This is a genomic window from Bacillota bacterium, from assembly GCA_018818595.1.
Taxonomy (GTDB): domain Bacteria; phylum Bacillota_I; class Bacilli_A; order Izemoplasmatales; family Hujiaoplasmataceae; genus JAHIRM01.
Genome location: JAHIRM010000050.1, coordinates 1 through 20,459, shown reverse-complemented (window position 1 = coordinate 20,459; position 20,459 = coordinate 1). Strand labels below are relative to the sequence as shown.

General features: G+C 29.4%; 18 protein-coding genes. 4 read left to right on the top strand and 14 right to left on the bottom strand.

Features of this window, described 5'->3' with window-relative positions:
- Positions 1–179: 179 nt before the first annotated feature.
- Positions 180–1,298: a DUF3494 domain-containing protein gene (locus KJ971_08070; protein MBU1145787.1), complete on the bottom strand. Its 1,119-nt coding sequence runs from the start codon at positions 1,296–1,298 to the stop codon at positions 180–182.
- A 353-nt stretch (positions 1,299–1,651) separates the two neighbouring features.
- On the opposite strand from KJ971_08070, the gene KJ971_08065 reads away from it, so the two are divergent.
- Both KJ971_08065 and KJ971_08060 read left to right on the top strand, forming a co-directional pair.
- Complete coding sequence (locus KJ971_08065) at positions 1,652–1,912, top strand: GlsB/YeaQ/YmgE family stress response membrane protein (protein MBU1145786.1); 261 nt, start codon at positions 1,652–1,654, stop codon at positions 1,910–1,912.
- 49 nt (positions 1,913–1,961) lie between these two features.
- Positions 1,962–2,414, top strand: a complete 453-nt coding sequence (locus KJ971_08060; GenBank protein MBU1145785.1) for a hypothetical protein — start codon at positions 1,962–1,964, stop codon at positions 2,412–2,414.
- A 115-nt stretch (positions 2,415–2,529) separates the two neighbouring features.
- Here KJ971_08060 and KJ971_08055 read toward each other — a convergent pair whose 3' ends face one another.
- Together KJ971_08055 and KJ971_08050 are read right to left on the bottom strand one after the other, a co-directional pair.
- Complete coding sequence (locus KJ971_08055) at positions 2,530–2,883, bottom strand: hypothetical protein (GenBank protein MBU1145784.1); 354 nt, start codon at positions 2,881–2,883, stop codon at positions 2,530–2,532.
- 463 nt (positions 2,884–3,346) lie between these two features.
- On the bottom strand, positions 3,347–3,565 hold the full coding sequence (locus KJ971_08050) for a DUF2188 domain-containing protein (GenBank protein ID MBU1145783.1): 219 nt from the start codon (positions 3,563–3,565) through the stop codon (positions 3,347–3,349).
- 718 nt (positions 3,566–4,283) lie between these two features.
- Between KJ971_08050 and KJ971_08045 the strand changes: the two genes are divergently transcribed.
- A complete protein-coding gene (locus KJ971_08045) occupies positions 4,284–5,630 on the top strand; it encodes a GGDEF domain-containing protein (GenBank protein MBU1145782.1) in 1,347 nt (448 codons plus the stop codon).
- Between the two features lie 131 nt (positions 5,631–5,761).
- Here KJ971_08045 and KJ971_08040 read toward each other — a convergent pair whose 3' ends face one another.
- From KJ971_08040 to KJ971_08000, 9 genes are all read right to left on the bottom strand, one after another.
- Positions 5,762–6,598: a CPBP family intramembrane metalloprotease gene (locus KJ971_08040; protein ID MBU1145781.1), complete on the bottom strand. Its 837-nt coding sequence runs from the start codon at positions 6,596–6,598 to the stop codon at positions 5,762–5,764.
- Between the two features lie 56 nt (positions 6,599–6,654).
- Positions 6,655–7,155, bottom strand: coding sequence for an NUDIX domain-containing protein (locus KJ971_08035; protein ID MBU1145780.1), 501 nt, complete (start codon positions 7,153–7,155; stop codon positions 6,655–6,657).
- A 124-nt stretch (positions 7,156–7,279) separates the two neighbouring features.
- A complete protein-coding gene (locus KJ971_08030; GenBank protein ID MBU1145779.1) occupies positions 7,280–9,127 on the bottom strand; it encodes an ABC transporter ATP-binding protein/permease in 1,848 nt (615 codons plus the stop codon).
- Positions 9,114–10,922 carry an ABC transporter ATP-binding protein/permease gene (locus KJ971_08025; protein ID MBU1145778.1) on the bottom strand — a complete coding sequence of 603 codons (1,809 nt, stop codon included), beginning with the start codon at positions 10,920–10,922 and terminating at the stop codon, positions 9,114–9,116. The genes KJ971_08030 and KJ971_08025 overlap by 14 nt, the downstream gene beginning before the upstream one ends.
- A 514-nt stretch (positions 10,923–11,436) precedes the next feature.
- Positions 11,437–11,850 carry a C-GCAxxG-C-C family protein gene (locus KJ971_08020; GenBank protein ID MBU1145777.1) on the bottom strand — a complete coding sequence of 138 codons (414 nt, stop codon included), beginning with the start codon at positions 11,848–11,850 and terminating at the stop codon, positions 11,437–11,439.
- A 161-nt stretch (positions 11,851–12,011) separates the two neighbouring features.
- The gene (locus tag KJ971_08015) at positions 12,012–13,859 is read right to left on the bottom strand and encodes an ABC transporter ATP-binding protein/permease (GenBank protein ID MBU1145776.1); all 1,848 of its coding nucleotides are present in this window, start codon (positions 13,857–13,859) and stop codon (positions 12,012–12,014) included.
- Complete coding sequence (locus KJ971_08010) at positions 13,834–15,672, bottom strand: ABC transporter ATP-binding protein/permease (protein ID MBU1145775.1); 1,839 nt, start codon at positions 15,670–15,672, stop codon at positions 13,834–13,836. The genes KJ971_08015 and KJ971_08010 overlap by 26 nt, the downstream gene beginning before the upstream one ends.
- Positions 15,673–15,771: 99 nt before the next feature.
- The gene (locus KJ971_08005; GenBank protein ID MBU1145774.1) at positions 15,772–16,704 is read right to left on the bottom strand and encodes a GHKL domain-containing protein; all 933 of its coding nucleotides are present in this window, start codon (positions 16,702–16,704) and stop codon (positions 15,772–15,774) included.
- A gap of 86 nt (positions 16,705–16,790) precedes the next feature.
- Positions 16,791–17,504, bottom strand: coding sequence for a LytTR family DNA-binding domain-containing protein (locus KJ971_08000; GenBank protein MBU1145773.1), 714 nt, complete (start codon positions 17,502–17,504; stop codon positions 16,791–16,793).
- Positions 17,505–18,141: 637 nt separating this feature from the next.
- On the opposite strand from KJ971_08000, the gene KJ971_07995 reads away from it, so the two are divergent.
- A complete protein-coding gene (locus KJ971_07995) occupies positions 18,142–18,762 on the top strand; it encodes a hypothetical protein (GenBank protein MBU1145772.1) in 621 nt (206 codons plus the stop codon).
- Between the two features lie 184 nt (positions 18,763–18,946).
- On the opposite strand, the gene KJ971_07990 is transcribed toward KJ971_07995, so the two are convergent.
- Both KJ971_07990 and KJ971_07985 read right to left on the bottom strand, forming a co-directional pair.
- On the bottom strand, positions 18,947–19,588 hold the full coding sequence (locus KJ971_07990) for a nucleoside deaminase (GenBank protein ID MBU1145771.1): 642 nt from the start codon (positions 19,586–19,588) through the stop codon (positions 18,947–18,949).
- A gap of 40 nt (positions 19,589–19,628) precedes the next feature.
- Positions 19,629–20,276, bottom strand: coding sequence for an HD domain-containing protein (locus KJ971_07985; protein ID MBU1145770.1), 648 nt, complete (start codon positions 20,274–20,276; stop codon positions 19,629–19,631).
- Between the last annotated feature and the right edge of the window lie 183 nt (positions 20,277–20,459).

The following is a 20,459-nucleotide window of genomic DNA, read 5'->3' as shown; positions in this document are numbered from 1 at the left end:
TTGTTTACCTTAAATATTCAGTATGCATAATATGCTACATGAAAATTTAAAATCAATACAACTTCTAGTAAAATAATTGTTAATGTTTTTAAACTAATATAGCTCCTTATTTTAAATAACATAAAGAGCTATATATTTAGTTTTTTTAAAATCAATTTATTTCTTTTTATTACTTTGATTTAAGGTTTTGTAACTGTACATGCATCAAGTGTAATTGCTGTTTGAGAATAAAGACTTCCATCAATTGAGGCACTCGTTTCACAAACGATGTTTGTCATTGCAAGAAGCGTACCTTGAAAATGAGCTCCTGTTCCAATGGCTACTGTGTCAGCAACTTGCCAAACAATGTTTTCAGCTACTGCTCCGCCAGCTAATGTAATGTTTATTCCTGAAGCTTGTGTTAATGTTCCAGCAATTTGAAAGATCCAAACGTCTGTTGCACTTCCGGTTAAAGTAAGATCTGTGTTAATTAATACACTATTACTCCATTTGTATACTCCAGTGGTTAAAGTTTTTCCGCTTAAATCACCTGCGTATAATTCGTTGTAATTTGCTGCTCTTCCTGCAGCTTCAATATATGCTGTTTCCATATCTGAAATTGCTGTAGTAAGAATCGTTCCTGTTGGTGAAGTATAATCACTGGCAAAAACTTGGCCTACGACTTGAATTGAAGTTGAAAATGTAGTTGTACTATCTAAAATCAACGAAAATCCGGTAATATAAGTAGCCGCTGCTGGACTTACACCAATATCTCCTGTAACTATTGAACTAGTTGCAGTATCGATTCCTGTTTTTGCTAATAGTACAAAATCATCTGCTGTTCCTAATGAAACAGGCGCGATAGTTGATTCAAATAAGACTGTATATACATTTACTGTCAATTCGTCTTCTGTGGTAACAGTTATTGTCGTCGTTCTGTCACTTGCTTCTTCTGATTCGATATTAACTGCATCTACAATGACAACTGTAGACTCAGCTGCATATTTCACTGCTTCGACGGTAGGTGTTTCAGTCACATCTGAAGATAAAACCAAAACATAATCATTTGTTGATGGACTAAATCCCATTACGGTTGTTCCATCAATACTAAGATCGGTCAATGTTGCATTCAAAATGACTGGTTCTTCAGTTGTTGTAGTCGTGGCGTTTGTGCTCGTAGTAGTAGTGGTTGTTGCAGAAGTTGATATCGCTGACGTTGTTGTTGTCGTTGTGTTGCATGCAACAAGTGTCAATCCTATTCCTGCAAATAGCATAAGTGATATTACTTTTAATGCGATAAAAATTTTATTATTATTCATATAGTTGTTCTCCATTCGTGATACTCGTGTCTGATTTGATCCTAGCTAATTTCATTATACGCCTTTATTTTCATATTGTCAACATTATTTTCATATACGGTATTGCATTTTACTTCATTTTGCGTTATATTATATTTACAAACTATATTTTCATATATTTTCGCACATTAGTTAAGGCTAGATTCCAGCATTAAAACGTATAAGATTACATTTAAGGGTATCTTCTTAAAAAATAAAGGATTATTGAAAGTGTATAGTTTATAAGCATTCATCTTTAAATATCAATAGAAAAAGTTTTTCGTTTTATAATGTTATATTTAGAAATGTTTGATTTTTGAGAGGAGGTGTACTATATGTATTTACTATTATGGATATTATTTGGAGCAATCGTTGGATGGATTGCAAGCATTCTAAGTCGAAATAACAGAAGAATTGGGTTGCTCGCTAATATTGTTGTTGGTTTGCTTGGGTCAGTAATTGGAGGAGGAATTGCTTATTCTTTAGATCTCGCTACAATTTCAACATTTAGTTTTTGGGGCTTTTGTTTCGCAGTTTTAGGAGCTGTCTTATTACTTTGGGTGATTAATTTTTTCAGTGGTAGAAGACGTTATTAAGTTATAGATTCATAGAATTATAGATATTTTATCTTAAGGAGAAAAAATAATGAAAAAAAATACAGAGAGTTTGTTTTCTTTTATCATAACGTTTATAGGAATTGCGGTTGCCGTAATGATTTTCTTTCCGGCTTTGTCTTTTCAAAATTCAGATTCATCTTTTTTAGGCTATGAAGTAGTATTTGGTACTGAGTTCTTCTATTTAGATTCTTTACAAATCGTTTGGAGCTTTTGGGGAGTATTAGCATATCTATTACCTTTAATCGCGAGTCTTGTTATGTTATATTTTAAGAAAAGTTCAATTATTTCTTTACTATTGTTCACAGTAGGTGCTGTTTTATTATTTACGTTACCTTTATATACAACAACTACTGTTACTATATTGAGTATCGTTACAGAAATTGAATTTGATTGGATTCTTTCCTATGGCTTGATCATTGCAGGAATTTTATCATCAATGGGAGCATTCTTATGTTTATACAGACTCACCTATAAAAAGTAATGAAATAAAGTTTTACTATCATAGATGTATATGAATTATTTATATAAAAAAAGTCGGTTTTTTAACCGGCTTTTTTTGTTTTAAATAATAATATCTTTGTTTGTATTAATTTTAATTAGCTAAATACATGAAATTCAATTAGCAAGGATAAAATAACATACCCTACTATAGACCATTTCAATAATGCAACTTTCGTCTTAAATTTACTAAAAAACGTAAGAATAATTAATGCTGCTAATTCAACGTATATAATAAGACCTGCAATTCCTTTAAAAATGCTTTCTAAGAAATTTAGAAAATCAGCGCCTGCAATAACGCCTGCAAGACCATTAAATACTTGTATCAATAGTATTGCAGTTAAAATTACAAATGCAGATAATTTTCCTAATGTATTGTTTTTGAAATACGCAAAGTACATTACAATTAATGCAAATACTGCGACAACGACTTGAGCAATGGATAATAACATAATTTCACTCTCCTTTTCTAATATCATAATAAATATTGATTTTAATTACGTAAATACGTTCAATTATTATTTAATAAAAATCGAAAACACTTTATTCCTAATGCTTCTCTTGCTGACTCATTATACCACAAAAACACAGTTCATGTTCAATTTCTCATGCCTTCATCCTTTTAAAGATGTGCATTCCATTTCACTCTTTGTGAATATTTGTATTGCAAATAGCTTTGTTATGCTATGCATAATTTTTGATGCAATTACTTATTAAATTTCTTATGTGAGTATTATATATTTCTGCTAATTATTTTATTTATTTTATTATAAAGAACGAAAATCATCAATAAATGTTATATCAAAACCTCAAGCAACCATTAAAATAAAAAAGAAAACCTCTTTGTTAAAAATGTTTTCTTTTTTCTAATAATTTCAGCTTATTTTAAAAATGTTTCCTACACTTAACATTTTTTTATTTCTTATTTGATTTTAAGGCTTGTGCTCTTACTTTTCCTTCTTTATTCATGATATTTACTTTTCCAACTGTCTTACCTGCCAAGAATTTCGCTCTCTCAACTGCTTCTGCTTGAGTATCAAAAGCATCAGATTGTTTTACAGAACCGTGTCTTCTTACAACCCATTTATTTGTTGTTTCATCTAAAAAGACAGTATAATTACTCATCAGTGCCATTCTCAAAACCTCCTTCCTATATTTATTATTTAATAGATATAGAATTCTTATGATTTTGTAAAAGATCAATAAATGTGTACACCAGTATGCAAAGAATACTATCTGAATTATTTTTCTCTCTAAAACTCCAATCAATATCGTTTTTTTTGGTTTCTTTTCCTAAAATTAAAATTTAAATAATATCAATCACGATTATACGACTTAGTAATTATTAAATCTGATTTAATTTATAAAATTAAATTCCATTATTTTCACAATATAATTATACCACATATTCATTCACAAGTCGCAATAATTCCGTTTTATGGTGATTCTCTTAATTATCAGTATTAGATTAGCCAAATTATCAACAACCATCGTAGGGAGCTAATTAGGTTGCTCTAAATCTGTCTGCTTTCTATATCTCTACTTCCAAAATAAAATGTCCAAACGCTTCCGCGTTAGGACAAGTTTTGCTACTTGGCAGTAGCAGTTTTAATTCACGACTCGCTTGGGGGCAAGCCTATTCATCATAGTACTTTAAATGTAACACATTGTCAAACATTATTCTTTGCTTTTTAAACAAATCTTGTTTGACTGATTAAGTTTATCCTATTTAGATAAATGCAAAACAAATATTAATCTATAAATCTGTTCCCATAGAAATACATTTCCTATTTATGATATAATACAATTAACAAATCAAAATTCGTCTTAATGTGATTTGAAGGAGGCCCTCATGATTACCAAGAAAGTTTTTAATGATTTAGCAATATTTATGATTGGATTTGGCGTTGTAATTGGCGTGATTTTTCCTTTTTTTGTTTTAATAACAGGAACACCATCAGAGTACATTTTAACTCCACTCTTTTTTGTTTTATGTATCATTGCGGGAATTTTAGTTGGTTTCTTTAATATTTTCCTCTCAAGAAAAATAGTTGGAAAAAGAATCATAAAACTTTCACAACATATGAAACAAGTTGAGACAAGAATAATGCAAAGAAAAGATTCTGCTAATATTAATTATTGTTTAGATGAAGATTGCTTCTTGCCAATCGATTCTGAAGATGAATTTGGCGAAAGTGCAAAATCATTTAATTCTTTAGTTTCATCTTTATCAAAAGAATTTCAATCATCAGAAAAAGCCAAATCTTTTACTGAAATGTTATCAACTCACCTTGATTTGAATAAGCTTGGAGAAGAATCTCTTCAACATTTAATGCTTGATTTGAATGCAAATGGCGGAGCCATCTTAATTGAAAAGGAAGGGGAACTTGAAATTCTTTATTCTTCTGGAATTTTATATCCTGAAAAACTTCTTAAAAGTGACCTAGTATGGAATAGTTTAAAACATTCAGGAAAAATTTTAATTGATATTCCTGAAGATCTGGAGTTAAATGGATTACTTGTTGATTTTCGTCCAAAAACTGTTCTTTTGGAACCGATTCTCTATAAAGAGGTTACACTTGGTTTGGTCATCTTAGCCGGTACTTCTACGTTTACTGATTATCATCAAAAAATGCTTAATTTATTCGTTAAGAGTATGTCTTTAGCCTTTAAGAATTCAATTACATACAGTCAACTTCAAAAACTTGCCGCAAACGATCCATTGACTGGTATCTTAAACAGACGCTTTGGCATGCAAAGATTTAAAGAAGAATTTGTAAGATCAATTCGTTATGATATGCCTATAGGAATTTTAATGTTTGACATAGATCATTTTAAAGTTGTCAATGATACGTATGGACACATCGTAGGCGATAAAGTATTAAAAGAAATTGCTAAAACCGTTAAAAGTTCAGTCAGAGAAGGCGATGTCTTCTTTCGATATGGTGGAGAAGAATTTATCATTGTTTTATCAGGAGCTTCAAAAGAGGATTTAATGAAATCAGCTGAACAAATACGTCATATTGTTGAAGATATGGAAATTAAACATAATTCTCAATCTATCAAAGTAACAATTAGTATTGGTGGAACTTCCTATCCAGAACATGAAGAGGTCAATATTGAATCCTTAATTGCTTTTGCGGACTCTAGAATGTATGAAGCAAAAACCGCAGGAAGAAATATGTCTATTATTGATTAATATTTCAGTAACATTTTGATAGTAAAAAGGGTATCAAGTTCAAACTTGATACCCTTTTTCTCATTAATTTATTCTATAGTAACGCAACACAAACACCTAAAACCATTCTATTGACAGAGTATCTTCAATACTTAGGCTTTTACTATACCATTTCTTTTCTTATACCAAATGAATAGTCCTATTGCGGTCAAAATATTTACTCCAACCCAAACCCAGTAACCTGGTTGTGGGACAAATGCTAAGAATAACACAGGAAATAACGGTACTGCGGTATTGCTAATCGTATGCATAATCCATGGCACAACCATTTTTTTCCCACTTACATTATAAATGATTCCAATAATAACAGAAAAGCTTATGGTGAATAGAAGGAATGCAAAAAACGAATAATATTCATGTCCTTCTCCTGGCATAAACCATAAGGGTAAATGCCAAAGTCCCCACATAAAGCCTAATATGACACTTCCTTTTAAAACGCCAAAACGATTTTGAAGTGGATCTTGAACATATCCTCTCCAGCCAAATTCTTCTTGTCCTCCACCTAGGATTGCAATAAAAAGTATGTAAGGTAATATCAATACAATTACTGGTACATTTAACCCTTCAGGAAATAAGTTGTTTGGTAATGAATCAATTCCAGTAAAATTGGTAAAATAATGAGCAAACAGTGTCACTCCTAATGGAATTAAGACTGCTAACACGTAGTAAATGGGTTTTATTCGGAAATTTAATTTTTCTTTGAAAAACTGTTTAATGGCTTTCCATTTTCCCTTTTTGTAAAGTAAAATCATCGCAGAAATCATAGGACTAAATGCTCCAATCATTATCGCTGGCATCATTAAGCTTTGCAAGAGGTCTGTCATTTCATAAAGCCCAATTCCAGATAAAACAAATGGAGCCCAAGCAATCCATGAAATCAAAAATGTAATACTGAAATACTTTATAATGTTACTTGATTCATTCTTCATAATAATTCTCCAATTCATATATATTTATTTATAATCTGTTTAAGTCTTATCTACTTTTATAGTTCAATTTTTGCCTTTGATTGATAAAACTGTTTATATAATAAATCTGCAATGGATCCTTCTCTAATTCTTCCTATTACATCATGCAAATCATACCAAGCTGCATTATCTATTTCTTCTTTATCAATTAAAAAATCACTTTGACTAGTTTTGGCATGAAATCCAACCATCAATACATTGTTTGTATCATAATGGTAACTATTCAAATAACTACAAGACAATACATCAATTCCTACTTCTTCTTTAATTTCTCTTATTACACACTCTTCTAGTGTTTCATTTGGTTTTACAAACCCAGCTATTAACACTTTGTATTTTCCTTCTTTATTTTGATTTGTTAAGCAAACTTCGCTTTTATCATTTGTTAAGATTGCTATTATGGCAATATCAATTCTTGGAAAATAGAGTTTATGACACTCTTTACAAAAAGGAATTTCCCCTTCATTATGAATGTTTTTTAATTCTAATTTCTTTCCACAAAGGCTACAATACATCATTCTCATCCTCTTTTGTTTTTATTTGATCATAAGTTTTTTGAAATTTATTTTGCTACTGTTTAATAATTGCATAGTATTTTAAAAAATGAATACATTATTGTAAGTATATGCTGTAGATAGAAATTTATTGTAAATAATATTTTGCTTGAGCTTTCCACATTTTAGAATATAATCCACTATTTTGAATCAAAATATTATGATGTCCTTGTTCAATAATTTCTCCTTGATCCATCACGATTACTTCATCACAAAATTTACAACTACTCATTCGATGAGAGATAAATAAGGCTGTTTTATTTTTAACAAGTTCATTGAATTTTTCATAAACCTCTGCTTCTGATTTTGGATCTAAAGCCGCTGTAGGTTCATCTAGTATAACAATAGGTGAATCTTTGTATAAAGCTCTTGATATAGCAATTTTTTGGGCTTCACCTCCCGAAATTTCAACACCATCTTCTTTAGACCTCTGATAGATTTCCGTATCAATCTGTTTGTGCATTTTGTTTACTCTATCCATCATTCCTGTTTTTTCAAGCGTTTCTTTTACTTTATTTACATCCCCATCAAGTCCAGATGAAATATTATCCTTAATACTATATGAAAATAATTTAAAGTCTTGAAAAACAACTGAGAATAGTTTGTAACAGACTTCTTTATTGTAAGATTGAATCGGTATATCGTTTATAAGTATTTCTCCTTCAGTAGGTTCATAGAGTCTACATAGTAGTTTGACAAGTGTTGTTTTCCCGGCGCCGTTTAATCCAACAATTGCTAGTTTGGTTCCAGAATCTATTTTGAGATTAATGTGTTTAAGAACATAATCGTTTGTATTAGGATATTTAAATGATACATCTGAAAATGTAATTGACAGTTTGTCCGTATCAATCTTGTCAATCATTCCATATTCTTTTCTTGATTTTAAATTTAAGTATGTAAAATAGTTTTCTAAATAATTATTGAATAGATGCAATTTTGAATATCGTTCAACAATCGTCGTTATTGCTTGTGATAAAAGAATGATTGCAGCAACATATGCAACTACATTACCTACACTGATCAACCCATACATCGCTTTAAGTCCAACAAATAAATAGGCAATTAATGATAAGACTTTATTACTTGAAATTGAAATTGCCATCATTTTTGATTTAAATATAGAGAATTCTCTCCATCTAATATCTGCACTATCTCTTACTTCTTTCATTTTTTTTAAAAACATATCTTGTAATTGATAAAGCCTTATATCTTTTCCATATTTATAGTTAGAACAAATTTGACCGAAATAACCAAGCTTACGATTCCCTTCTATATTAAACATCATGATGTCATATGATTTTTCATTGTTTTTATTCATTACGTGTTTTGATATTGCGGTTGGAATGATTAAAGCCAATAAGATGACAACAATACTCCAAGGACTGTTTAAAACTTGTACGACAATTGAGGTATTTGTTGTTTGTTTAACCGTTAAAAGTCCTAGCAATAATACGCCTCCATATATAACACTTAGAATGGACGATAAAATTCCACTTAAGACATACTCACAGTAGTATTTAGGCCCTCCATTACCATTACATCCTTCTTCTGCCATTTCAATCATTTTCATTGTTTCATTGTCTTCTACTAAGGCATAATCCAACTCAAATGTTTTATTTGCTATTTTGCTATCTAAGTTGTAAGTCAATTCCACAGAATACACTCGATTATAATAATCTAAAATGTTTCCTAAAATACCAAGGAAAAGATTGACTCCAATCATCAAATAGACATATATTAGTAATTCATCTTTAGGTAATGCCTCAACAATTCCATCAATGATTAAATACGTAAAGAATATTGCCACATAAGGAAATATCGATAAGACAATTGCTTGAAGAATAAACACGTAAAAGAATCCTTTTGATGAAGACTTAATTACTTTTAAAACATTGATACTTTTCTTCAAATTATCTTTTAAACTAATTGTCTTCACAATTCCCACCGTCCTTATAGTATTGTGCTTGAGTGTCAAAAATACTTTTGTATTCTTTCGATAAATTCATTAATTCTTGATGAGTACCTTTTTCAATGATTTTCCCATGATCAAGCAATAGAATCCAATCACAGAATTTTGTCGAAGATAAACGATGAGAAATGAAGATTGACGTGGTATTTTTAACAAGTTCCTTGTATTTAAGATACATTTCTTCTTCTGCAATAGGATCTAAAGCAGCTGTAGGCTCATCCAGTATTAAGAGTGGTGCTTTCTTATATAAGGATCTCGCTAACATCATTTTTTGTGTTTCACCACCACTTAATCTAACTCCTGATTTATCAAACATCTGTGTAATATTTGTTTTTTCTTTCTTTTCAAGTGATGTAATTTTTTCTTTTAAACCAGCTTTTTCGATTGCATCCCACAGTTTTTCACTATCTACTTCTTCACTGTCCTTACAAGTAATGTTATTCTCAATTGTAAAAGATAATGGCTCTGAATCTTGAAAAACAACGGATAATAAAGACATGTACTCTGCAATATTAAAGTCTTTAATGTCATATCCCCCCACTCGTATCACTCCACTATCGGGTCGGTATAAACCACATAATAGTTTAATTATCGTAGTTTTACCCGCTCCATTATTGCCTACTAAAGCCACTTTTTCTTCCGGATTTATTTTAAAAGACAAATTATCAATCACTGGAGTGTCAGAATTTGGATAAGAAAACGTAACATTTTCAAATTCAATCGATAAAGGCAACTTAAGGTCACTAATCCTTATTTTTCCTATTTTGTCATATTCATTTTCAACAGTAATACAGTCTCGATAATCATTCACTTTGATATTACTACTTCTTAATTCATTCAATGCTCTTGTGAATCCATTTAACCACATAGAAAAACCAGTAACAATACCGATAAAGAAAGTGAAAGTAGTAAGACTTATTTCATGATTCACTACTAATCCAAGTAGCAGTATGTAACCAGCAAAATCTCTTATGAATAAAAAGATTGTATTTGATACATTTGCAAAAAAGAACTTTTTTTCAATATCTTCTGTAATCATTCTTCTGCTCTTTGTTAACCGGACAAACAGTTTATCAAACCATTCACCAATCTTGTATATTCGAATATCTTTACCATAATTTGGATTCGTTGAATCCTTTGATAGATAATATTTTTCTCTAAATTCATCATTTAACTTTGTGTTCATTTTGCTTAAATGTAGATTAGCCCTTTTTGTTAATAAATAGTTAATAATCGTCATGAATACAAGTATCAAAAGCACAATTGGAACATACAAAGCAATTAATACTCCATAAACGATGATTCCAACAGCATTGATAAATAACAAAGGAGTTTGTCTTAGTAACATCTCGATACCAAAATAGTTACTATTAATAGCTTCATACGCTTTTGATATGATATTTCTTCTGTCTTTCGTTTCAACATTAATATAGTCCGTCTTTAATTGATGTTCAGATAATCTAAGCGTAAAAGTAGATACTCTAGCAAAAGTATTCTCAAACGTATATCTTGTTAAAGACCAAAACCTCAATGTTTCTAAAAGATATGTTGCAATAATGATACACAATATAATTAGCACATAATCTCCGACAACAATATTATTAGTTAATGAATAAACTAAAATAGTTGTTATGACAATCGTTAAGAATGGAACTAAAAGCTCAGTAAAAAAATTTACTAGTAAAAACCATTTTACCTTAGGGTATTTTTTAATTGATTCGCTATAAACATAACTCATATTTCCTAGTAAAGAATGTTTCATTTCATTTCCTCATTTCCTCATAAAATAATTTTTGATCAAAAAATACTAATTTTTAAAAAAGCATGGGCATATTCCCTCATTCAACGCACGGTAGTGTGTGTTGAATGGTTCCTACATATACACTATACCATTTAATTTTAAAATGAGCAAGTTTTTTTTAATAAAAAATATATTTTATAGAAAAAAATTGGAAAGCAGCTTGAAGAACATTTATATTATAATTACTTTCTAAGTCAAACCCTGATTTATTCGTTGGAAGATTTCAAGTATAAAGCAAATTAATTCTTCTCTCAATGTTTTTTTAAAACCAAAAACCGAGGTTATATATGTAGTGTATTAAATACTACAAAAACCTCGGTTATAAGTATTATTTTGGCAAAGCTTTGCCAACATGAATTTATGCGCAATCATTTTGAGTGCTTAATGAGAGGCGGTAGAAACTGTTATATTTAAATAGTAACAACTTATGTAAATAACAGATTTTAAAACAATTACCTTATCTCAGTTTAATATATCATATAGTATTGTTGATATATTTATCAATAACTCTTTTCAATATATCTGCAGATTTAAAGATTATTAAATTGCATCCTTGTTCTTCTACGCGATAATGTTCTAACAAGTAATTACATTCTAAATTGTCATAGTTTTTTCTAAACTCTTCTTTAAACTCATTAATACTTATTTCAAGCAGGTTCTTGTTATCAAACGTTTTTCCTTTAAACAATATTCCGAGCACACAAACTGCTCCACTGACGATACCACATAAGTGTTTTTCAAATATTCCGCCACCAAATCCTGATGCCATTCTTAATCCGTTTTCTGATAATCTTAAGTTATAGTATTCATTTGCAGCGAAAACGATTGATTCAGAGCAGTTTAAGCTGTATAAATCTTTGTTGCGATATTTTTTAATTAAAGTATCCATTTTTTCTCCTTAATAGTAATTGATATGTGCAAAAACCTTTTTAGCAAATTTAATTACAATTGAACCTTCTTTTATTCTAATTCAATTTTGCAATTATTGCTAGATATTTTTGTGGTTTTTTAGTTAAAATGGAGACTTTTAATAATAAGGCTTTCTAGCGATTAGTCTACATAGTATTTTGCTTGTGCAGACCACATATTAAAATAGAGACCTTCATTGCTACTTAATAATTGATCATGAGTTCCTGACTGAATAATTTCACCTTTGTCAAAAACGATTATTGTGTCACAAAATTTACAAGAAGACATTCTGTGGGAGATATAGATTGCTGTTTTATTTTCAACCAATGTGTCAAACTTTGTATAGATCTCATATTCTGAGATTGGATCTAATGCTGAAGTTGGTTCATCAAGTATTACGAAAGGTGAATCTTTATATAATGCTCTGGCAATCGCTATTTTTTGTGCTTCTCCACCAGAAATTTCCACACCTTGTTCACCATAGTTTGAGTATAAGTATGTATCCATACCATTCGGTAAATTATCTATACGTTCACGCAACCCAGCTTGGTATAAATATTGGGTAATTTGTTCATTGTTTCCATCTAGTCCACATTTGATATTTTCTTTTATGGTTGTTGAGAATAATTTGAAATCTTGGAAGACAACAGACATCAAGTCGATATATTCTTTATGGTCATACTTTTTAATATCAATTCCATTTAGTAAGATTTCTCCTTCTGTTGGATCGTATAACCTACATAATAATTTTATAAAGGTTGTTTTTCCGGCTCCATTCGGTCCAACAATAGCTAATTTTTTCCCCGTTTCAAGTTTCCATGAAACATTGTTTAATATGATATCGTCATTATTCGGATAATGAAATGTAACATTTTTAAATTCAAATTCATAATTCCCATCGTCACGTTTTTCAATTGGCAATGTTCCTTTATACAACTTTGTCGTTGTATCTAAGTATTGTTTATAAAGAGCTAAGTACTTCGTTTGTGTTGATGCAGAAGAGACATTACCAACAATTTGAACTATTGCAGTACTAAATGCCGTTACTGCACTAACAAGCAACAAAACATTTCCTACAGATATGAGTCCTAATAATGCTTTAATTCCTATGACTGCATATGCCGTATATAATACAATATTATTCAATACTCCACCTTGTGCAGTCATTCTTCCAGCTTTTACTGCGATGTTCCCATAGGATTTACCAAATCTAAAACATGTATCCTGGATTTTATTAGCTAGTAATGCATCTATATGAAACAATCTAACATCTTTACTTATCTTATAATCCATTGAGGAATCACGTAAATATAGAAATAACCGATTTACAGTAATGTTCTCTTCGTATATATCATAGTGTAACTTATTAATTTTTTTGATAATTTTAAAATTCAGCAACATTGAAATAATAATTAATATTATTATCCCCACCCCTATGAGTGGACTATTAAATATTTTTGTGATAGTATCCGGATTATTTAAATCTACACTGATAAATAAAGCTACAATTAAAGTAAGTGAATATATAAAGGATATGATATTCTCAATTGATGATCCTAATATATTTATAAATGTTCCGATTCCTCCTGAAAATAATACACCTTGATTTGCTCTTGAGATTTTATCTTTAATTTCTTGCGACTCTAATTGTTCGAAATCCAAGTTTAACGTCTTTCTTGAAATTTCACTATTTAACTTTAGACTAATAAGATTTGTTTTTTGTTCACAAAAGAAATTTAAAATTGTTCTAGATATTAAGAGTAGAGCGCTTATTATAATCATTTGATAAACAAGAGACATGATCGATGATTTTTCTAATCCATCAATGAATCCATCAAGAATTAGGGCGCTATAGATTAATCCAACAAAAGGAAATGATGCTGTGACCAAAGATTTGAGAATAATAAGCGGAAAATATAATTTATCAGATTTGTTTGATATTTTTATGACATCAACAATGTCCTTAAATACTTTGAGTTTCGATTTCATCTTCAAATTCCTCCTTCTTATTTTCTTTGTAATACTGACTTTGAATTTCAAACATCTCGAAGTATTTCCCGTTCTTTTTCATCAACTCTTTATGACTTCCTGTTTCCAAAATGGCTCCATCTTCTAAATATATAATTTTATTACAAAATTGAGTAGATGCTAGTCTATGTGAAATAAATAGCGAAGTTTTATTCTTTGTTAGTGAATTGTATTTTAAGTATAGTGATTGTTCTGCCAGTGGATCGAGTGCTGCGGTAGGTTCATCTAAGACTAGAATTGGTGAATCTTTGTATAACGCCCTTGCTAACATTAACTTCTGTAATTCCCCGCCCGACAACATGATTCCTTTATCATCAACTACTTGTGTCAAATTAGTATATTCTTTCTTTTGGAGTGATGCTACTTTTTCTGCTAATCCAGATTGTTTTAATGCAATCCTAACTTTTTCATAATCTGTATCTTCTTCTATTCTTCCTGATATATTTTGAGCAATTGTAAATGGCAATGTATTAATATCTTGGAATATAACCCCAAATAAATTGTAGTATTCATACCTATTAAACGAATCAATCGGAAGGCCATTGATTAGTATCTCTCCTTTAGTTGGATTATATAAACCAGTTAATAGTTTTACAAGTGTTGTTTTACCAGCTCCGTTTACACCTACGAGCGCAATCTTTTCTCCTGGTTCAATTCTAAGGTTAAGGTTGTCAATGGTTGGTTTTTCAGCGTTTGGATAAGTAAATGAAACATCTTTAAATTCAATTGATAGTTTTTTATTTAATAATGGTTTAACATCTTCTCCTTCATTCAAATTAATGCAATCATCCATATTCATATAATCTCTGAAACTGTCTATTCTAATGCTTGCTTCTTTTAATCTGCCGTAACTTTCAGACAGTTGATTTAACCAAACAGAGAATCCAATTACAATCCCAATCATAAAAGTGAATTCAGCCACATTAATCGTGCCTTCTATTACCATTGTTACTAATATTGTATATGCAATCAAGTTTCTAATGATAGAAAATATGGAATCAGATAAATTAGCAAAAGAATAACGAAGTTTTTGTTTTATTGTTGTAGAGGAGAATTTTTTTGTAAATAATTTGATTCCTTTATAGAACCATTCCTCAAGTTTATAAATTCTAATATCTTTTGCGTTAGATAATTTATTTGCTTCATCTTGATAATATTTCAGTTTCGTTCGATAGATGTTAAGCTCATTTTGCGTTCGTTTTTCATAATTACGTGCATAGGCATTTAATAATAAATTCATGATAGCCATACCGATCAACACTAATACTATTGTAAAATTAATTGTTAAAACATATGAACTATACAATAATATACCCACAATACTTGTAATGAAAACAGGAAAAACTTGTAATAAAAGTTCAACCCCTACACTGTTCGCTTCTATGGAACCTACCGCTTTCATTAATTTCTCACGGCCTTTTTCAAATTCAATGTTTTCATATCCAGTACCCATAGCTTTATTACTTAATATCTCGAAAAAAGCATTCATTCTAATGAATACCTTATCAAAAAATAGGATGTGAGAAAAGTATGAATATGCATAGTGAACAATGGCATAAGCCAGTACAATAAGCCCAACAATTAAGGCAAAACTGCTAATTTCATATTGATTAATAATCAAATAAACAACTACTGTAGGAATGAATGTTGCGAAAATCGGAATCAATAATTTAAGTAAAAGATTAAATACTAATCTGTATTTATATTTTTTATTAAATTTATTTGCTTGTGAATACACATAGATTGCATTTTTAAAAATGTTATTACTTTTCATTTGTTTTCCTCCTAATAACTTACAACTCCACTATATAACAAAAACGCAAATCGTAAAAAAAAGTGCACGAAATGTAATATTTCGAACACCAGTGGCTATTTATAATGGTAATAACACTTCTGAAACAAATACCTTTGGTTCATTTTGGCGATTGATATATCCACCATATTTATCAACAATATTATTGATTCTTTTCAAGCCATGTCCGTGATTGCCTCGTTTTGTTGAGATATATTCATCATCTAATTTCCTGATCATTTCGCTTGTTGAATTCGTGACAGAAATATAAAGTTGCTGTTTAAATATTCCAATATAGAGTCTAATGAATTTTGGACTTTTATCTGTAATCTTTTGACAAGCTTCTACTGCATTGTCTATAAGATTTCCGATTAATACACATAAATCAATATCGGAAATCGTGAGTTTCTTTGGAACGATTGCTTTGTAGTTAATTTCAATATTGTTTTTGTTTGCCAAGGATAGTTTAGAATTAAGAATTGCATCAAGATTAATATTCCCAGATTCAACCATTTGGTTTACGTTATCTAAATCAATTTCCAATTCATTTAGATATTGATTTGCTTCTTGTATTTGACCCATCATAATATGAGCTTTTAGTTTTTGAAGGTGATTATGATAATCGTGTCTCCAACTTCGCATCGTAACATATATGTTTTGAACTTCTTCTACTTGTTTATCTAAGATTTTATTTTGGTATTCTGTTGCGGCTTCCTCATATGATTTTCTCATAAAAATCTGATTGTTTTCTGCTAATAAAAAAATCGTTGAAATCAGAAAACTAAAGTAGATCGAAGTGTCTGGATATTGATAACTAAGAAATAAGAGTAACCCAATTGATATGATATGAAGAATTAGAAAAATTACTGTGACTTTATGATCGATTCGCAACAAGAAAAAAATGATTAGTGTATCAATCACAAGAATTGTCACTAGATTTTTAGATAGTGGCAAGAAACTTTTCAAAACAAAAAAACCTATCACTGTAATCAAAGCGATAAAAGATCCTATCATTATAGAATTGAGTTTAGGGTGTTTTTTAAACAGAAACATTCCATACATAATCACTATAAAAATCGGAATGAATATCAAATATTCCATTACACACCTTTTCCTTTATAATAGTTTATGAATTTCTCATTTACTGCTTTATAGGATTGCCTGCTTAAAGGCACTGTTATATGATTGATGAGTTGACATTCATTCTTTGTAATCTTTTCAATATATTTTACATTCACAACATAAGATCGATGCGTTCTTATAAATTCAGATTCAGATAACTCAAGGCATAATTCGCTTATATTATATTTATAATCATATTCTAAGTTTTCTAAATGAAATACAACATAGTGTCCCATTGATTCAAAATAGATAATATCATCATACTTGATTTTTTTCATTTCTCCAGATACGGATATAATTAAATATTTATGTTCTTTCTCTTTATATGTGTTCGCATAATCTAATAGTTCATAGATTTTATTCTCTTTAACTGGTTTTAATATATACCTAAAAGCTTGAACTTCATAACCTTCAAATACATAATCAGCCATTCCCGATATGAAAGCGATTATTACATTTTGATCGGTTTGTCTAATTTTTTTTGCAAGTTCAATTCCATTGATTTTACCCATTTGAATATCTAAAATAATCATATCAAAAGGATATGTTGCATTATTTTCAAACAACATTTCTTCCGCACTGAGATAAAAACTCAGTTCTGTGTGGACATTATGTTTACTAGACCACTTGCCTATTAGCACATTTAAATATTCAAGTTGTATTGAGTCATCATCGACTAAGCATATACGCATATATTTATCTCCTATCATTTAAGAATATGATTAGTTAGAAATACAAATTATTTTTATATATAGTATACCATACATAATTACATATAACCACACCCCACATAACAGGTTTGAAGAAAAAAATACCTTAATCAGATTTGATAAAAAAATGGATCTTCTTTAAGAATAAAGTTCTCTAAATTTCTTCTGTATTTTCATTGATAGGAAAACCATTCAAAGGACTTTTTTTGTGATACCAATCGCATGCTTTACAATCATCTATGGTAGTGCTTGACATAACAATTTTAATTACAACTTGTAATTTTTATATATGTCAAAACAGGTACCCACTGTTTAATCTTAATACTAATCCAAGCCATTCATTTTCTTCTTTTAACTTTTCATTGTGAAAATTAAGGACATCTTTCGAAGATACATCATTACTCATCTTTTTCTCATATAATATTTTATTATGGTCTTCTTTACAAGCAACCGCTAGTTTAATTAATGGAGATAATGGCTTGAATAAAGATGATACACGTACAAAATTTTTTGGTTTAAAAATATAACTTGTTTTTTAAATATTCTAATGATACTATAAATGAAGGTGATTACCTATGCAAATAAAGAAACCATATATTATTAAAGGAGAACATAATTAATGATTTCAGCATCCTATGTAAAGATTACAAAAAACGATTTAACATCAAATCATATTCACTATAAAACAGATGACGCAACGAAATTAGTAGTACTCTTCCCCGGTGGAGGAAATTCATGTGATCGACCTGTTTTAACCTTTTTAAGAAAATATTATTTAGATCATCAAACTGACGTTTTATGCATCTCATACTCTAATATTTATTTACAAGATGATAAAGATGAAGTGATAATCGGAAAAATAACATGTGCACTTAATGAAGCAATCCTAAAGGTTAATGAGTTTAAAATTTATGAGAAAACTTATTATATTTGTGAAAGTTTTGGAAATATCGTTTCAAACGCAATTAAAATGGAATATCCAAACATGGTTGCTAAAAGCGCGTATATTTCTCCAACAATAGATGGCTTAGAATATATCTCTAAATACCCAGGATTAATTATTACTAGTACAAAAGATGAATACTTAGATGAACCAACCATTAAAGAACTAAAATCAAGACCGAAAGATAACTTGCTTATTATTGAAAATGCAGGACATTCATTAATGGTTGATGACGTCTTTGAATCCATTGATATCGTTAAAGTGGCAGTAAAACGCATTATTGATTATTTGAGATAATAATAAATATAAATATATATAAAGCACCATCAATTTAAAATTGATGGTGCTTTATTAATATTTGAACAGTTAATTCAATTGCGATTTCTAACGTAGGTTGTATAAATGTTTGTTTATTATTTTTTCTTTCTTAAAAAAATCTACTCAAAATTTCTTGATTAACAATATACGAAAAGTATAAGAACTAGGAAAATTCAATGTATTTTTTTATTACTTCGTTATAAATATAAGAGACGGATGCGTTTTGTTGAAAATTAGTAAGAAATTCAGATTCAAACAAATGTATAGCTAAAGATATTGCTGCTTCATTTGTATTTCTTAATGATTGTAATACAACACTATCTTTTGAATAGTTTATACACTCAAACAACGTTTGAATAACTAATTGAAATACTTCTTCGTATCCACCAGTATGGTTGAATTTCATATTTCTTTGTTTAATATATGGTATAGAGTCTTTTAACGTTACTGCACCACAATACTCGTCTTTACAAGCATAGTTAATATTCATAATATTCATCATGACGATTGTTCCAAAACACATAGGACAGGGCTCCATTGTCGAATATAACTTATATTCTCTAATATTCTTGTGCTGGGATTTCTTCAAGTGAGACATGGCGATCATTTCAGCGTGTGCCATATTTGTCTCTGATAGTATGGACAAGTTTTTATTATCTTGAACTAAATTCCTTCCAGAAGAAATCACGTTACCTTCTTTATCAACAATGACTGCACCAATTGGAAATATATTTTCATTAAATGACTGCCATGCAAGTTCAAAAGCTATTTGATATGGTTTTTCCAAATTGTTAAAATAGTTCATAATTATCTCCTGCTTCTTTGATTGTTTTTTTATATGAATATTATAAGTTCTTGTAGTCTCCTCTTTGAAGTTGAGACAATAACCCTGTATAGTATATGATTTGAATTTCTATTTTTTCATTCCACATTTGATTTGAAGTATTCGATTTAAACACATAATCTTTTAAAGTTTTTAATCTTGTGATTTTTTTAAAAACAAATTCTAATTGTTCTTCTAAACTCATACTATCTAAATTTGATTGAACTAAATTCTCATATAACCTATATCGATCAAACCGATCAATGTTATCAGCTTCTCCAATTGTTTCAGCTAAAAGGGTCTTTTCTCCTTCAAAATCTGCACTATCATCCACATGAATTGCAATACCAAATAATAGTTCGTGTTTTAGTTTATCATCCAAATCCAAACTCATCACAAATTCTTTGCATATTTGAGCAGATTTTCTTCCGTGCCCTAAATGATCTTCTTTCGATTTCATTTCATAAATATAACTAATGTCATGCAATAGACATCCAATTGTAGTAGCATCAACATCTAAATTTTCCTTTAAAGCAATCTCTTTTCCAATACTTGCTACTCGAAAAGTGTGCTCTAATCTATATTGCTTTGACTGAGGTTTATCTAGTAAATACTTGCTTTTATCAAATAATTCCAATAGATAATTGATTGTTTTATGAATATTACTCAAAGTCATCACCATCCTTTTTATAATTATATCATGTGAAATACTACTTTATGTATAAATTTTATCAAAAATCATTCGAAATTCCAGAAGATATGTTATCGTAAAGAAAAAGCCCAAAGGGCTTTGTTATGCGGTTTATAATAAAAGTTTCATTAAGTGTCTCTTTAATTTACTCTTTAGCTTCTT

Coding starts and splice junctions, on each gene's coding strand:
- KJ971_08070 (MBU1145787.1), bottom strand. CDS start 1,298: ATGAATAATAATAAAATTTTTATCGCATTAAAAGTAATATCACTTATG.
- KJ971_08065 (MBU1145786.1), top strand. CDS start 1,652: ATGTATTTACTATTATGGATATTATTTGGAGCAATCGTTGGATGGATT.
- KJ971_08060 (MBU1145785.1), top strand. CDS start 1,962: ATGAAAAAAAATACAGAGAGTTTGTTTTCTTTTATCATAACGTTTATA.
- KJ971_08055 (MBU1145784.1), bottom strand. CDS start 2,883: ATGTTATTATCCATTGCTCAAGTCGTTGTCGCAGTATTTGCATTAATT.
- KJ971_08050 (MBU1145783.1), bottom strand. CDS start 3,565: ATGGCACTGATGAGTAATTATACTGTCTTTTTAGATGAAACAACAAAT.
- KJ971_08045 (MBU1145782.1), top strand. CDS start 4,284: ATGATTACCAAGAAAGTTTTTAATGATTTAGCAATATTTATGATTGGA.
- KJ971_08040 (MBU1145781.1), bottom strand. CDS start 6,598: ATGAAGAATGAATCAAGTAACATTATAAAGTATTTCAGTATTACATTT.
- KJ971_08035 (MBU1145780.1), bottom strand. CDS start 7,155: ATGATGTATTGTAGCCTTTGTGGAAAGAAATTAGAATTAAAAAACATT.
- KJ971_08025 (MBU1145778.1), bottom strand. CDS start 10,922: ATGAAACATTCTTTACTAGGAAATATGAGTTATGTTTATAGCGAATCA.
- KJ971_08020 (MBU1145777.1), bottom strand. CDS start 11,850: ATGGATACTTTAATTAAAAAATATCGCAACAAAGATTTATACAGCTTA.
- KJ971_08015 (MBU1145776.1), bottom strand. CDS start 13,859: ATGAAATCGAAACTCAAAGTATTTAAGGACATTGTTGATGTCATAAAA.
- KJ971_08010 (MBU1145775.1), bottom strand. CDS start 15,672: ATGAAAAGTAATAACATTTTTAAAAATGCAATCTATGTGTATTCACAA.
- KJ971_08005 (MBU1145774.1), bottom strand. CDS start 16,704: ATGATAGGATCTTTTATCGCTTTGATTACAGTGATAGGTTTTTTTGTT.
- KJ971_08000 (MBU1145773.1), bottom strand. CDS start 17,504: ATGCGTATATGCTTAGTCGATGATGACTCAATACAACTTGAATATTTA.
- KJ971_07995 (MBU1145772.1), top strand. CDS start 18,142: ATGATTTCAGCATCCTATGTAAAGATTACAAAAAACGATTTAACATCA.
- KJ971_07990 (MBU1145771.1), bottom strand. CDS start 19,588: ATGAACTATTTTAACAATTTGGAAAAACCATATCAAATAGCTTTTGAA.